13 protein-coding genes are annotated in these 13,214 nt (G+C 57.8%); 11 read left to right on the top strand and 2 right to left on the bottom strand.

Features of this window, described 5'->3' with window-relative positions; all coding sequences use genetic code 11:
* The first annotated feature begins 29 nt into the window (after positions 1-29).
* The 4 genes from ACP26L_RS32380 (at position 30) to ACP26L_RS32365 (ending at position 3,644) form a co-directional block, all read left to right on the top strand.
* The gene (locus tag ACP26L_RS32380) at positions 30-455 is read left to right on the top strand and encodes a type II secretion system protein (RefSeq protein WP_426449718.1); all 426 of its coding nucleotides are present in this window, start codon (positions 30-32) and stop codon (positions 453-455) included.
* 68 nt (positions 456-523) lie between these two features.
* Positions 524-1,291, top strand: coding sequence for a prepilin peptidase (locus ACP26L_RS32375; protein WP_426449717.1), 768 nt, complete (start codon positions 524-526; stop codon positions 1,289-1,291).
* A gap of 18 nt (positions 1,292-1,309) precedes the next feature.
* Positions 1,310-2,962, top strand: a complete 1,653-nt coding sequence (gene pilM / locus ACP26L_RS32370) for a pilus assembly protein PilM (protein WP_426449716.1) — start codon at positions 1,310-1,312, stop codon at positions 2,960-2,962.
* Complete coding sequence (locus ACP26L_RS32365) at positions 2,943-3,644, top strand: hypothetical protein (RefSeq protein ID WP_426449715.1); 702 nt, start codon at positions 2,943-2,945, stop codon at positions 3,642-3,644. Before pilM ends, ACP26L_RS32365 begins: the two co-directional genes overlap by 20 nt.
* A gap of 566 nt (positions 3,645-4,210) precedes the next feature.
* Here ACP26L_RS32365 and ACP26L_RS32360 read toward each other — a convergent pair.
* Positions 4,211-4,345 (bottom strand): hypothetical protein, encoded by a 135-nt coding sequence (locus tag ACP26L_RS32360; RefSeq protein WP_426449714.1) that lies wholly within the window; start codon positions 4,343-4,345, stop codon positions 4,211-4,213.
* Positions 4,346-4,585: 240 nt separating this feature from the next.
* Between ACP26L_RS32360 and ACP26L_RS32355 the strand changes: the two genes are divergently transcribed.
* A complete protein-coding gene (locus tag ACP26L_RS32355; protein ID WP_426449713.1) occupies positions 4,586-5,980 on the top strand; it encodes a copper amine oxidase N-terminal domain-containing protein in 1,395 nt (464 codons plus the stop codon).
* Positions 5,981-6,042: 62 nt separating this feature from the next.
* On the opposite strand, the gene ACP26L_RS32350 is transcribed toward ACP26L_RS32355, so the two are convergent.
* Positions 6,043-6,258: a hypothetical protein gene (locus ACP26L_RS32350; RefSeq protein ID WP_426449712.1), complete on the bottom strand. Its 216-nt coding sequence runs from the start codon at positions 6,256-6,258 to the stop codon at positions 6,043-6,045.
* A 367-nt stretch (positions 6,259-6,625) separates the two neighbouring features.
* On the opposite strand from ACP26L_RS32350, the gene ACP26L_RS32345 reads away from it, so the two are divergent.
* The 6 genes from ACP26L_RS32345 (at position 6,626) to ACP26L_RS32320 (ending at position 13,101) form a co-directional block, all read left to right on the top strand.
* Positions 6,626-7,153, top strand: a complete 528-nt coding sequence (locus tag ACP26L_RS32345) for a helix-turn-helix domain-containing protein (RefSeq protein WP_426449711.1) — start codon at positions 6,626-6,628, stop codon at positions 7,151-7,153.
* 248 nt (positions 7,154-7,401) lie between these two features.
* A complete protein-coding gene (locus tag ACP26L_RS32340; protein ID WP_426449710.1) occupies positions 7,402-7,821 on the top strand; it encodes a DoxX family protein in 420 nt (139 codons plus the stop codon).
* A gap of 8 nt (positions 7,822-7,829) precedes the next feature.
* Positions 7,830-8,684 carry a VOC family protein gene (locus tag ACP26L_RS32335; protein WP_426455184.1) on the top strand — a complete coding sequence of 285 codons (855 nt, stop codon included), beginning with the start codon at positions 7,830-7,832 and terminating at the stop codon, positions 8,682-8,684.
* A gap of 265 nt (positions 8,685-8,949) precedes the next feature.
* Positions 8,950-10,506 (top strand): sensor domain-containing diguanylate cyclase, encoded by a 1,557-nt coding sequence (locus ACP26L_RS32330; RefSeq protein WP_426449709.1) that lies wholly within the window; start codon positions 8,950-8,952, stop codon positions 10,504-10,506.
* A gap of 160 nt (positions 10,507-10,666) precedes the next feature.
* Complete coding sequence (locus ACP26L_RS32325; protein ID WP_426449708.1) at positions 10,667-12,400, top strand: methyl-accepting chemotaxis protein; 1,734 nt, start codon at positions 10,667-10,669, stop codon at positions 12,398-12,400.
* A 128-nt stretch (positions 12,401-12,528) separates the two neighbouring features.
* Positions 12,529-13,101: a 5' nucleotidase, NT5C type gene (locus ACP26L_RS32320; protein ID WP_426449707.1), complete on the top strand. Its 573-nt coding sequence runs from the start codon at positions 12,529-12,531 to the stop codon at positions 13,099-13,101.
* Positions 13,102-13,214 lie beyond the last annotated feature (113 nt).

Raw genomic sequence — 13,214 nt, 5'->3', positions numbered from 1 at the left:
CTATTTATTACACATTGGAGGAATTTATTATGATGAAGTCCGTGCTGAAGCGGTTCAAGAAAGAAGAAAAAGGCTTTACGCTGATCGAGCTCCTGGCTGTTATCGTGATTCTCGGGATTATTGCTGCGATTGCTGTACCGATGATTGGTCGTATTATCGATAACTCAGAGACTAACTCCAATCGAGCAACTGCTCGGCAAATATATGATGCTTCAAGGCTGTTCATTACCTCTGGTGGAGAAATTGGGGATGACAACCAAATTACTTTAGAGAATTTGATTGATGCAGACTTTTTGCAAACTGGGATAACATTGCCAAGCACAGGTATCACCTTAGATGAAACTACTACCCTTGTTAGATTTAATGCTGGGGACATTAGAGATGTTGTCTTGGATGACACTACCAATCAACCATTGGAACCAATTCTAGCAGCTGATCTTCTTTCACGTAACTAATAATCCACCCAACCAAGGAATCGGGTCTCCCGGTTCCTCTTTCATGACATACAGAAGCGGAGGTTCCCATGACAACGCTCATCATCGCTTACATCTTCCTGCTGGGAGTCACGCTCGGCTCGTTCTATAACGTCGTCGCGCTGCGCGTGCCGGCGAAGGAATCCATCATCCATCCGCCGTCGGCCTGCCCGAACTGCAGCACACAGCTGCGTCCGCGGGATCTGGTGCCGGTGCTGAGCTGGCTGCTCTCGAGGGGCCGCTGCTGCCACTGCGGCACCCCGGTATCCGCGCTGTACCCGCTCGGGGAGCTGGCGACAGGTGGGCTGCTGGTGTGGGTGTATACGCTGCATGGGTGGAGCTGGGAAGCGCTGGCCGGCGCACTGCTGGTCAGCCTCTCCGTGATCATCACCGTTTCGGATCTGAAGTACATGCTCATCCCGAACAAGGTGCTCCTGTTCTTCTTCCCGCTGGTGGCGGGGGCGACCCTGCTCTCCGGCGCAGCACAAGGCTGGAGTGCCCTCGGTACCGCCCTGCTCGGGGCGGCTGCCGGAGGAGGCATCATCATTCTCGTGGCACTGGCCTCCCGGGGCGGCATGGGCATGGGCGACGCGAAGCTGATGATCGTCTTCGGCTTTGCGCTGGGCCTGCCGAAGATTCTGCTTGCTTTTATACTCGCTTGTCTGCTCGGTTCGCTGGTCGGCGGCACGCTGATGCTGCTGAAGCTGGTGAAGCCGAAGCAGCATATTCCCTTCGGCCCTTACCTGGCCGCGGGTGCGCTGATCGCCTATGCTTACGGGGCGGATCTCATCGAAGCATATGTAACGCTAATCGGATAACCATAGGGGGTGAACATGATGTTACCATTCGGAGGCAAACAAATCGGAATTACGGTCGATTCGGGCGGATTCCGCTATATTCAGGTCAAGAAGAACAAGGCAGCCAGCCGCGGTACCCTGAAGCTTTCGCAGGGCACGATTGTGGAAGATCAGATCGTGGATGAGGAGCTGTTGAGACAGGAAGTCCAGCGGTGGGTCCACCAGGAGAAGCTCAAGGGCGCTTCGGCGATCCTGTCCATTCCTACATCGCAGATCATCATCCGCAAAATGCGGATCGGCAGCACAAAGGCCAGCGAGCTGCGCGGGCTGGTTGAGCTCGAGGTCGAGACCGCGCTGCGGCTGCCGTTCGAAGATCCGGTCTATGACTTTATTCCCGTCGATTCGGACGACGAGGGCACGACGGTGCTCGTCTATGCCGCGTCCCGCAAGCTGATCGACAGCTATGTGGGCGTGCTGGAGGAAGCGGGGGTGAAGGTCAAGGATGCCGAGATCTCGGCTTTTGCCCTGGCCCGCGCGATCCAGAACCAGCAGTTCGAGAAGCTGGAAGAGACGATGCTGATCTCGCTGGACGAAGCGCAGCTGGAGATCTATCTGTTCCATAACGGCAATCCGGTGTTCATGCGGACGATTTCCCTGCTGGATCCCTACGCCGTTGATCCGCTCGCGGCGGAAGGCGGGGCCGGCCAAGGGCTGACGCAGGACCAGATTCCCGAGATCACCGCCGAGCTTTCCCGGATTCTGAGCTTCTACCAGTACAGCATCCGCGAAGGGGCCAGCCGGATTGTCGACATCATCGTCACCGGGTCGGGCGAAGGACGGATGCAGCTGTTCGAGGGACTGAAGGCGACGATGACCGAGATCTCGGTCCGCACCTTCGACTTCGACGCACTCTCGGACAAGCCGGCCGCAGGCATGGAAGGCCTGAACCCTTACGGGATCGGCATCGGATTGGCGCTGCAGGACAAAGCGACGAAGCGGATCAATCTGCTGCCGGGCAGCCGGAAGGACCCCCGCCGAGCGCTGCGGATCGTCATGACGGGTACGCTGCTGCTGGCCTGGACCGCCGGAGCGGCGGGAATCACCTACGTCTATCTCGATAACCAGAAGCAGATCGACGCGGATCTCGAGACTATCCACGAACTGAACGCCAAGCAGGCCGCGGTACAAGCGCAGTTGAAGCAGCTGTCGGGCACCGGAGATAATCCGGCGGGGGCGGTGGAAGCCATCGGTGGAGCGAAGGTGGATGTGTCGAAGACGATTAGGGCTGTAACGGAGGGGATTCCGCAGGGCGGGTTGATCTATTCCCTGGCTTATAAAGGGGAAGAGAAGCTCAACATCACGGTCGACTTCAAGTCGATGGACGACGCTTCCATCTACCTGGGCAAGCTTCGCGAGCTGCCTTTCGGCGCGGCTTCGTTCATGCAGTCGATCACCGCCGTCTCCTACAGCGAGGAGAGCCCGGCCATACCTCAGCGACCGGCACCAGGAGCACCGATCACGGTGACGGACCCGGCACAAGGCGATGGGATGGTAGTGATGCCGCCTCCGGCCGCAGCGCCGGCTCCGGTGAAGAAGGTCGTGAATACAACGTACCGTGCGGTCTATACGGTTGCAGAGGAAGTGGAAGAAGGACAGAAGGGGGAGGGCACGAATGCCAAACAAGACAAATAACAATCTGCTGCTGCTTGGCTTCGCCGCACTTTTTTTGATTCTGTTCGCCTGCTATTCCTTTGTGCTGAAGCCGTCGAACGATACTCTGGAGGCCAACCGGTCGGAGATCGGCACCCTGCAGAAGCAGCTCGGGATTCTCGAGAAGAAGGTGAAGGAGAAGGAGCAGGCCAAATCGACGATGTCGACGGAAGCGGTTCAAGCGGGGCTGCCTCCGGGGGATAGCGTGGAGAAGCTGACCGTGGATCTCCGGCAGATCGAGAAGGACGCCCAGGCGAAGATCAACTCGGTAACCTTCAGCAAGACGGCCAAGAACGACCTGCAGACGCTGCTGAAGAGCAAGGACCCTTTGTTTCCGAACGTACACATGGTAGAGGCCAAGCTGGAAGTGTCCGGTACCTATGTGCAGGTGAAGGAAGTGATTGAGCGGCTGCAGCAGCTTCCCCGGCTGACCCACATCGACTCCGTAGATTACGGGAATATCCCGATGAACCGGAGCTCGGCTACGCCTGTCGACAATGCGAAGGAGCTTTCCGTCCATATCTCGTTCAAAGCTTACTTCGATGCTTCCGCCGCGAAACCGGCAGATGCGAAGCAGGCGAAAGCGGGGGAGACGAAGACGGCTCCGCCGGCCGATCCGGCCAAGGCTCCGGCTGAAGCGCAGAGCGCCGTTCCACAGTCCTGAGGGATTGCGCGGCTAGGAAATTCTATGAATCCAAGAGCACGGGCCTACAGCCGCTGCTCTTTTTTTATGCACTCAGACCGATCTGGCAGCCAGCTGATGATCAGCCATTCGCCATACGTTACGGCCAGACAGCATAGGACCAAGATGGCCCGCCGCGTCTCCTCCCACTGATCCCTCCGGAAGCGCCCTTGTAACAGGGGATTAGTTGAGGAGTAAGAGCATCCAACGACGAGCGCAAAAGGAGGAGGGGGGCAGAAATGCGGTATAACGAACATGTGGGTGGAACTGGTGAGGTGCTCGCCCGGGCTTGAACCGTTATCGACATCATGCGGAACGTGCCTTTTCTCTCTCATCGGAACGGTATTACAGGGAGACGAGCAGCGGCAGGATGAAGATCGCAGAGATCCGGCAGGTCATGCGGAGGGTGATCAAAGATGGGCGGCAATCCGTGTACGGGATGAACGTTCAAGGTGGGGCTGTGAGGATGGGACGCTTGAAAAAAGGAGCCTTGCAGGCGTGGTATGTCTCCCGTTGGGGATGACCGTTTAAGGGGGCAAGCGGAGAGGTTACTCGGCTGACGGTTCGGCTATCGGCCGGTTCAGCTCAAGCGGCTCGGGGGTGAGTTCGGCGAGACGGTTCCAGGCTTCCTGGCTCAGGCCAAGCTGCCGGATGACATCTTCCACTTTCAGGGTAATCGTCATAATAGGCCTCCATGGTTCCAAGGTGTGATGGATGATGAAGACTACTATAACAGATAGGTTCCGAAATGTTTGTCGAAATGGCTTAAGATTGCTTTAGAAAAAAAGGTGAAATTTTTCACACTTTGGGGGATTGTGACGAAGGACATGATGCCGGTCACTGGTCATATGACGAAGGGATTCCGTATGATAGGGGAACTTCATTACAAGAAAATGCTGCAAGCCCCAAGGAGGCCACCCGATATGAACAAACCGTTAAAAATGATTCGCACCAGCATTCTGACAGCCGCGGCAGGCGCCGTACTGATCGGCGGACTGGCTGTGCACCGTCCCGCATTCGCAGCGGAGATCGCCGCTTCTCCTGTGAAGGTGCAGGAGTTCCGTTTCCTCGATAAAGAATCCGACCGCATCTCGCTTGACAAGACCTCGGAGCCGGACGGCACCCGGGACGGACATCTCTCCCTGCTGATCGATGCGGGAGACGGGACGGAGATCCGCTCCATTACGCTGAAGACGGCGGACAGCTCAGGCGCGGACGTGAACCACGGCCTGTGGAAGACCTTCAAGGCACAACCGGGAGATATCGGCCATCTGCTGGCCGTTGTCCGCGATGGCAAGATTCTCAACAGCACGTTCCAGCCAACGCTCGGCACGTTCCAGGGGATCGCGCAGCTCGAGCTGTACGCCTCGGATAACAACAGCATGAAGCCGGGTGAGTACTACTACGTGGAGATCGAGACGAGCAAGGGCACCGTGAAGTCGGCTGTGACGCCTTTTCACGACAGCGAAAGCTCCTATGCTCCCGTAGCCATCCGGGAATTCTCCTGGGTGGACCTCGACCAGGACAAGACAGGCGTCGCCTTCTTCGGGGAGGACGGGACACCGGACGGACACTTCCGGCTGAAGCTGAATCTGGCGCCGAAGACCGAGGTGCTCGCGATGATCCTGCGGCCGACCGACAAGGACGGCAAGGAGGCCTACCAGGGCATCTGGCGGACGAACCGCGCCGGTGTAGGCTGGCTGCTCGGCATTACCAAGGGAGATACCGTCATGACGCCCGAGTTCAAGAAGGATGTGAAGGAGCCCCTCGGCACCTTCAGCGGCAACGTGACCTTCGATCTCTATGCCAACAACAACAGGTCGATCAAGAACGGCCAGCACTACACCGTCGAGATTGAAACGACGTACGGCACGGTGATCTCGAAGCCGATAGAGTTCGGCAACGCGGCCTCCAATTACAAGGACGATTCGGCACTGGACTTCCGCACGATCGCCCTGAAGCTGGACTCCACGGTGGCGGCGGTCGATGAGGTGGAGCAGACGCTGGAGGTCGCGCCTTTCACGCTGGATGGCCGGACGATGGTGCCGATCCGCTTCATCGGGGAAGCGCTTGGCGCCAAGGTGGACTGGAATGCCGCGGAGAGACGCGTCACACTGGCGAAGGAGGACGTGAAGATCGAGCTCGTCATAGACGAGAAGAATGCGCGGGTGAACGGGGAGGCGGCTGTACTCGATACGCCGGCGGTGATCCGGGACGGCATTACGCTTGTGCCTGTGCGTTTTGTCAGCGAGAGCATGAAGATGAAGGTGTTCTTCGATAACGGCGAGATTCTGATCACCGACGCGAAGGAGCAGTAAGCGAAGAGCTTAGAAAGATCCGGAAGGCAGCGGATGGGACAGGGGCTGGGCGGTTGATACGCTCAGCCCCTGTACTGCATAGGCGTCAGGCTCGTCAGCCAGAGGCAGCTGCGCGAGGAGTGCTGCGGACCGGGAGCCCAGCCGTATGCCGAGCTCCGCGAGTGGGGCGCAGCCGATGCCGGGAGCCGGACGGTGGCGGGGCTGGCCGTGGAGGGCGTGAAGTCGGCCGGCGCGGCAGCCGAATGAGGGGAAGAGCGTCCGGAAGCTGCGCGTTCCATGAGATAAGTGCTTTGACGGACCTTCTCCTTCGGGGCGTCGGGCTGTGGTAAGGGCGGGTCGACTGTGGTCGGTTCTCTCCCCTTTTTGCGTTAAATTGCGGATGACACATCCGCTTAAGATCAGGTTTGGGACCGATACACAAGGTAAGTTGTTCGACGATTTCCCGCCCGGTCGGCTTCTTTTGGCAAAGTGCAAACGGTTATTACTCATCCGATTGGATGGGTCTTCCAAGAACATAACGGACAGGCGGAATAGGCACGAGGATGCTTTTTTGATACATTTGGCCTGCTTTTGCATAAGTTTTTCTTTTAGAATCGGGGTCCATTTGATAAAATAGGACTAAAAGCAGTATGGAGACTAGGATCTATGCAAATTGGGAGCAGTATTCGAAGCATACGAAGAAAGCGCGGCATTACGATGGGCCAGCTGTGCGAAGCGACCGGCTTGTCCCAAGGCTTCATGAGCCAGCTCGAGAACAACAAGACTTCCCCGTCTCTGGCGACGCTGGAGACGATCGCCACCTTCCTGAACGTACCGATCTCTTACCTGCTGCTGAAGCAGGAAGAGCGGATGAATGTGGTCCGCAAGCAGGACCGGACAACCAGCCTGTTCAAAGGGGAGCATAAGATCGAGCATCTCGGCCAGATCGGCGGGATGCGCCTGTATTTGAGTGAAATCCCTCCCGGCCAGCCGGAGGAAGGGCCGATGAACGAGCACGAAGGCATCGAAGCGCACTATGTCATGAAGGGCATGATTAAGGCCTGTCAGGGGGAAGATGAATATGTGCTGGAGGAAGGCGACACGTTCTCCTGGCATTCCAGTGTTCCCCACTCGGTGTACAATATCGGCGAAGAAACGGCCGTCATCCTGATTATCAGTCATAAAGAGATTTAGTCCAGCGGAAGTCCGGACGCAGTTCCTTAGGGAGCTGCGTTTTTTGTTTGTTTTATTCGTAGCGAACTGCTGAGTTATTTCTTGTAACAAATTTATTTTCGCTATTACAAATATTTTTGTTGACGCAGGATGCCGCATTAAGCTATGATGATTCCAGAAGGTGAGTTACACACTTAAAGTAACTAAAAGGGTGCAGCATAACATCCAGACACACCCGCAAACAAACCATAGAAAAGAGGCTGAGGAACATGACAAAGCAGTACGAGGTTGGCGCATTAATTCTGAGAGTGGTGCTCGGGATCACCTTCCTGATCCACGGGGCGTCGAAGTTCCAGATGGGGCTCGGAAACGTAGCGGGCTTCTTCGAAAGCTTGGGGCTGCCCGGCTTCATGGCGTATCTTGTAGCGGTGATTGAGCTGGTCGGCGGAGCTCTGCTGATTCTCGGAATCGGGACCCGCATCGTGTCCATCCTGCTCGGGGTGGTCATGCTGGGCGCAATCCTGAAGGTGAAGATCGCCGGCGGATTCATGGGTGACGGCAAAGGGGCCGGCTATGAGCTCGATCTGGCCCTGCTTGCGATCGCAGCCTACCTCGGCTTAACCGGCAGCTCTCTGTATGCCGTTGACCGTCTGTGGAAGCGGACCGATTCCGCTGCCGCTCAAGGGTGACCCGTGCTATGGAGACAGCTATAGATAAAGGTACGGCCTTCGGGCTTCTTCACCTCAAAGTGAGCGAGCTGCAGCGTTCCATCCGCTTCTATACCGAAGTGGTCGGGTACCGGCTGCTGCGGGTGGAGGGGGTGACCGCAGCGCTTACCGTGGATGGTGTCAGGGAGGCGCTCCGGCTCGAAGAGGTGCCGGAAGCCGTACCGGTGCCGCGCAGGTCATCTGCAGGTTTGTACCATTTTGCGATCCTCGTACCGGACCGCCGGACGCTTGGGCTTGCGCTGAGGAATCTGCTTGAGCACGGCCTGCATGTAGGCCAAGGGGATCACCTCGTCAGCGAAGCCTTCTATATCACCGACCCGGATCTCAACGGGATTGAGATCTATGCCGACCGCCCGCGTGAGGGCTGGGTCCGGGATGAACAGGGCTGCTACGTGATGGGATCCGATCCGGTGGACACGGAGGGGCTGCTGCGGGAAGCGGACGGACATCCGTGGACCGGTCTGCCGGCAGGAACCGTCACAGGGCATATCCATCTGCATGTCAGCCGGCTGGATGAAGCGGAGCGGTTCTATGCCGGGCTGCTTGGCTTTGAGCGGACGGCGGGGGATGGCAGGTCCGTGCTCTTCCTCTCGGCCGGCGGATATCATCATCATATCGGGCTGAACACCTGGGCAGGGGAAGGCGCGCCCGCTCCCCATCCGAAGGCGGTCGGATTGGCTTCCTTCACGCTGGTCATCCCGCAAGGACGGGAGGCGGTCGTACGGCGGCTTCAGGAATCCGGTGCCTTCCTTCGGCAGGAAGGCGATGTTTGGATCACCCGGGATCCCTCCGGTATCGAAATTGTTCTGACGGAGTCTCTCTGACGCTGAGAGCCGGGATGGATTGACGGCAGGTTGGGTATGGTAATCGAATAGAGGCCTGACGAAGGCTGTCCCTTGGATCCGCTGCATGCCGGCACAAGGAGGCAGCCTTCTTGCTGCAATTCCGGGGCGTTTTCCGCTGAATGCGGGCTTGGTCAAATTTGGTTGACGTTGTGCCGATATATTCTGTAAGGGACCGCCCAAAGCGGCAGGGCCCTGGTTCCATCAAACAGACAATGTCTACTCATTCGGCAGGGAGCATGAAGGGATGAATCAATCAAAAGGAATGAAGCTGCGGGTCCTGCTCGGCATACTGGTCATCGGTACGGTATTCTTGACGGCGCTTGCCGGCGGTTATGCCGCCGTTCAGGCGAATATGGCTTCTTTAACGGATAGCTATCTAGAGAACAACTACCAGTACGCGAAGAAGCTCGCTTCCAATACAACGAATCTGCTGGAGATGATGGAGGACAATCTGGAGATGATCGCCGCCAAGGCGGGGCAGAGGCCGGTGTCCTCCCAGGAGCTGGAGATCTGGTTCCAGGCGAACCGGCAGTACTTCAACTCTCTTCTCATGGTCGATGCGGAGCGGCGGGTTACGGCTGTCATTCCCGGCCAGTCGAATGTCGGGCCGGGGACCAAGCTGACGTCGGAAGCCTCGCGCGAAGCTGTCGAGAAGCGGGTGCCGCTTGTCTCGAAACCATATGTAGGCGCGACGGGGCGGCGCATCGTTTTGGTTTCGGCCCCGATCTTTGGGGTGAAGGGGGACTACCAGGGCTTTGTGGGTGGGACGATCTATCTGGAAGAAAACAACGTGCTGAGCCGGACCTTAAGCGAGCATTTCTACGGCAACGGATCTTACGTGTATGTCACGGATGCCGACGGTCATATTCTGTTCCATCCGGATCCGAAGCGGATCGGGGAGCTGGTGACAGCCAACGAAGTGGTCCGCAAAGCCGTCTCGGGCCTAAGCGGCTCGGAGCTCATCGTCAATACGAGAGGCCTTCCTTTTCTTGCAGGCTATGCCTATGAACCGAGTGCCGGCTGGTCGATCATCTCCCAGACCCCGACTTCGATACTGGAAGCGCCGCGCGAAGCCCTTATGAGGAAGCTGCTGCTGCAGGTCTTTCCCCTGTGCCTTGTGATCCTGCTGGCCGCCTGGCGTATCGCTTATACGATCTCGGCGCCGCTGTACGCGCTCGCCAAATTCTCGGAGGAGTCCATGCATTCCCGCAGGCCGCTGCCGCTGCGGATGCCGAAGACCGGCCGATTTATCTACGAGGTCAAGCAGCTGCACCACAGCATCGATAACCATCTCAACCACCTCAATGCGGAGATCGAACATGACGGGTTGACCGGCCTGCTCAACCGAAAATCGTTTGACCGGACGATCGAAGGCTGGACGGAAGACAAGATTCCTTTTGCCTTGATCCTTCTAGATATAGATCACTTTAAACGCATCAACGATACGTACGGACATCCGGTGGGCGACGCGGTGCTGAAGAGTCTGGCATCGCATATGGAAGCCACGACCCGGCCGGGGGATCTCATCTTCCGTTTTGGCGGCGAGGAGTTCGCCGTACTGGTCCGCCATGGGGGAGAGCAGGAAGCGTCCGAGCTTGCGGAACGGCTGCGCATGAATGCCGCCGAGCTGGCTCTGGTGGAAGGGGAGAGGATCACCCTCTCCCTCGGGGTTGCCGTATCCGACGCCTCGGCGGGCCCGGCGGAGATGATCGAGCTTGCGGACCAGGCGCTGTACCGCTCCAAGAAGGATGGCCGGAACCGGACCACCGTATTCACCAAGGGCGGGGGATCCGACGGATAACCGTTCCCGAGGCCCGTTTTCTTGCTAACGCGCACCTTCCGTAAAGGATGATGCGCGTTATTTTGCATGAGAGAAGCCCCTCATCCCCCTCCAGTAAACGTCCGATATATAAAGGGTGTACCTACACCAGCAGGATGTTGAATAAGGAGAAGGGGATGGCATGAAGAAACCACGAATCGCATTATCGATCAAAAGCAAGGTAATCCTGGCGATTGCCTCCGCTGTCGCCGCTAATCTTATCATGGGTCTGGCGGGGGCTTCAGGGCTGCAGACCGTGCAGCGTTCCCTGGAGGAGAGCTTGAAGGTGCGGGCGGAGAATATCGAACTGATCCGCTCGGCAGGCGTCGACCTTCATCAGATGCTGGCAGCCGAACGGGCCCTATTCGTGTATGAGCCGGGCTCGAAGGAATTTACCGGTCAGCTGGAGGAATACAAAAAGCAGGAGAGCTCCGCGGACAAGCGGTTCAACGAATACCTTGCCAATAAGCTGGGCCTTCCCCAAGAGGAAGAACTGATCGGAGCATACGTGAAAGCTGCAGAGGCATACCGCCAGTCCTCGCAGAAGTATCTACAGGATCTATCATCAGCCGATGCTGCGGTCCGCAGGGCTTCTATACTTTCTTTGTATCAGGAGGGCTTTGAGGTATTCGATGTCATGGAAAGTGCGCTGGACGATATTGGGGACCTGTACTTCGACGAGAATGAGAAAATGCTGATGAAGGTGAAAGCCGAATATTCCGCGCTTCTGCTGCGCAGCGGCCTTCTCATGCTGCTCTGTCTCGGGGTCAGCAGCCTGCTTGGCTATCTCATTATCCGTTCCGTCAACCGGCCGATCCGGAGCCTGCGGGAGAATGTGCGGAAGATGGCCGAAGGCGATCTTACCGTGAGAGCCGAGATGTACGCAGCCGATGAACTCGGGGACTTGTCCTCGGACTTCAATGCGATGACGGACCGGTTCCGCGCGTTGATCGGTACGGTCCGGCAATCCGTAGAGAACGTCAGCGCTTCCTCGCAGGAAATGACGGGGATTTCGCAGTCCACCACCGCGGCGGGAGAAGAGATCGGCCGGTCGATTCTGGATATTGCCGAGGGCGCGTCGCGGCAGGCCGCCGTCGCCGAATCGACGAATCAGCAGACTCTGCAGCTTTCTTCCATTATAGAGAAGGTCACGGACCAGAATCAGCAGATGAATGAACTGTCGGTTCAGGCTGATGGGGTCATCAGCGGCGGTGTCGATATGGTAAGACGGCTGCACGAGCATACCCGGGAGACCGGGGAATCCAACGCGGTCGTAGTCGGCCGGATTCATGGACTGGCCGGTAAGATGAGTGAGATTTCCTCCATTCTGCAGACGATTAACGCGATCTCGGAGCAAACGAAGCTGCTTGCTCTCAATGCCAGCATTGAGGCCGCCCGGGCGGGAGAGTTCGGAAGGGGCTTCGGCGTCGTGGCTTCCGAGATTCATAAGCTCGCGATGCACTCCTTCGAGTCCACGAAGGAGATTAAAGAGACGCTTGTCAGCCTGGAGACAGGCTTCTCCGACACCCTGCAGGCTATGGATAAGACCGAGCGGATTGTCGGCGATCAGAGACGGATCGTGGGTGACACGGGGCATGCCTTCGACACCATGGCGGACACGTTCCGCGGCATAGTCACCTCCATCCAGGAGATGAACCGGGACATTCACCGGATGCATGCCTTGAAGGAGCAAGTGGTCGATGATATCCGTACGATGTCCCACGTGGCAGGCGATGCGGCGGCGGCCACCGAGCAGATCAGCTCGACCGCGACGGAGCAGCTGTCCGCGTTCCAAATGCTGCAGCGTGCGGCTGAACAGCTCAAGCAGCTCAGCGAGAATGTGGACGACGAGATTCGGAAGTTTCATATCGGGTAAAACGGAGCTCCGGCCTTGGCCGGGGCTTTTTATTGGGCTTGAGGCGCCTTAAACCATTACTTCGGCTGTACACCACAGGGCTGCCCGGGGTATCCTAGAGAGGAAGATGCCAAGGAGGATACGGCCTTATGAAAATCGGCTTTGATATTGACGATACGCTCATCAATCTGAGAGAGCATGCGTTCCATCTCTATAAAGGGCATCTGGGGCAGGATGTGCCGCTGGAGGTGTTCCAGGCGATACAATCGATGGGCATTCACGAAGCGTTCGGACTCACCCGCGAAGAGGGAAGGGTGCTGTGGGGGAAGCTGCGGGAGGACATCTACTTCTCCGCCTGTCCGCCCTTTCCGCATGCGGTGGAAGTGCTCCAGGAGCTGGACCGTCAGGGGCACGAAATCTACTACATCACCGCCCGGGCCAGGGAGTTCGGCGAACGGACGCTGGAATGGATGACCGCGAACGGCTTCCCTGTGCGGCCCGGCCGGTTCTTCTACGGCATGGATGACACCGAGAAGGTGCACATCATCCGCGACCTCGGCCTCGATTATTACTTTGACGACAAGCCGGCAGTGCTGGAGACGCTGGCCGACTCGGGCGTCAAGGTGTACGCCAAGGACCAGCCGTACAACCGGGGGCTGCCGTTTCCGCGGATCGTGTGCTGGTCGGAGCTGCGCGATCTGGTGGTGCAGGGGGCGGAGTGATATCCATTTGTTCGGAGCGTCGTGGTATCCTTTTTTCGTTCCGTTGTGCTTCGCACAAAGGTCACTTTCAAAAAGGATATCACTCCGCCGTAAGGGGCAAGAGCTAAACAAAC

The organism is Paenibacillus sp. S-38, from assembly GCF_049942825.1.
GTDB lineage: Bacteria > Bacillota > Bacilli > Paenibacillales > NBRC-103111 > Paenibacillus_G.
Note: the sequence above shows the minus strand (reverse complement) of the source record. Positions and strands in the feature narration are given on the sequence as shown.

Bases quoted from the DNA above. Each gene is read 5' to 3' on its own strand.
- ACP26L_RS32380 (WP_426449718.1), top strand. From the start codon at position 30: ATGATGAAGTCCGTGCTGAAGCGGTTCAAGAAAGAAGAAAAAGGCTTT.
- ACP26L_RS32350 (WP_426449712.1), bottom strand. From the start codon at position 6,258: ATGGAACGCGCAGCTTCCGGACGCTCTTCCCCTCATTCGGCTGCCGCG.
- ACP26L_RS32375 (WP_426449717.1), top strand. From the start codon at position 524: ATGACAACGCTCATCATCGCTTACATCTTCCTGCTGGGAGTCACGCTC.
- ACP26L_RS32320 (WP_426449707.1), top strand. From the start codon at position 12,529: ATGAAAATCGGCTTTGATATTGACGATACGCTCATCAATCTGAGAGAG.
- ACP26L_RS32365 (WP_426449715.1), top strand. From the start codon at position 2,943: ATGCCAAACAAGACAAATAACAATCTGCTGCTGCTTGGCTTCGCCGCA.
- ACP26L_RS32335 (WP_426455184.1), top strand. From the start codon at position 7,830: ATGGAGACAGCTATAGATAAAGGTACGGCCTTCGGGCTTCTTCACCTC.
- ACP26L_RS32340 (WP_426449710.1), top strand. From the start codon at position 7,402: ATGACAAAGCAGTACGAGGTTGGCGCATTAATTCTGAGAGTGGTGCTC.
- ACP26L_RS32360 (WP_426449714.1), bottom strand. From the start codon at position 4,345: ATGACGATTACCCTGAAAGTGGAAGATGTCATCCGGCAGCTTGGCCTG.
- ACP26L_RS32330 (WP_426449709.1), top strand. From the start codon at position 8,950: ATGAATCAATCAAAAGGAATGAAGCTGCGGGTCCTGCTCGGCATACTG.
- ACP26L_RS32355 (WP_426449713.1), top strand. From the start codon at position 4,586: ATGAACAAACCGTTAAAAATGATTCGCACCAGCATTCTGACAGCCGCG.
- pilM (WP_426449716.1), top strand. From the start codon at position 1,310: ATGTTACCATTCGGAGGCAAACAAATCGGAATTACGGTCGATTCGGGC.
- ACP26L_RS32325 (WP_426449708.1), top strand. From the start codon at position 10,667: ATGAAGAAACCACGAATCGCATTATCGATCAAAAGCAAGGTAATCCTG.
- ACP26L_RS32345 (WP_426449711.1), top strand. From the start codon at position 6,626: ATGCAAATTGGGAGCAGTATTCGAAGCATACGAAGAAAGCGCGGCATT.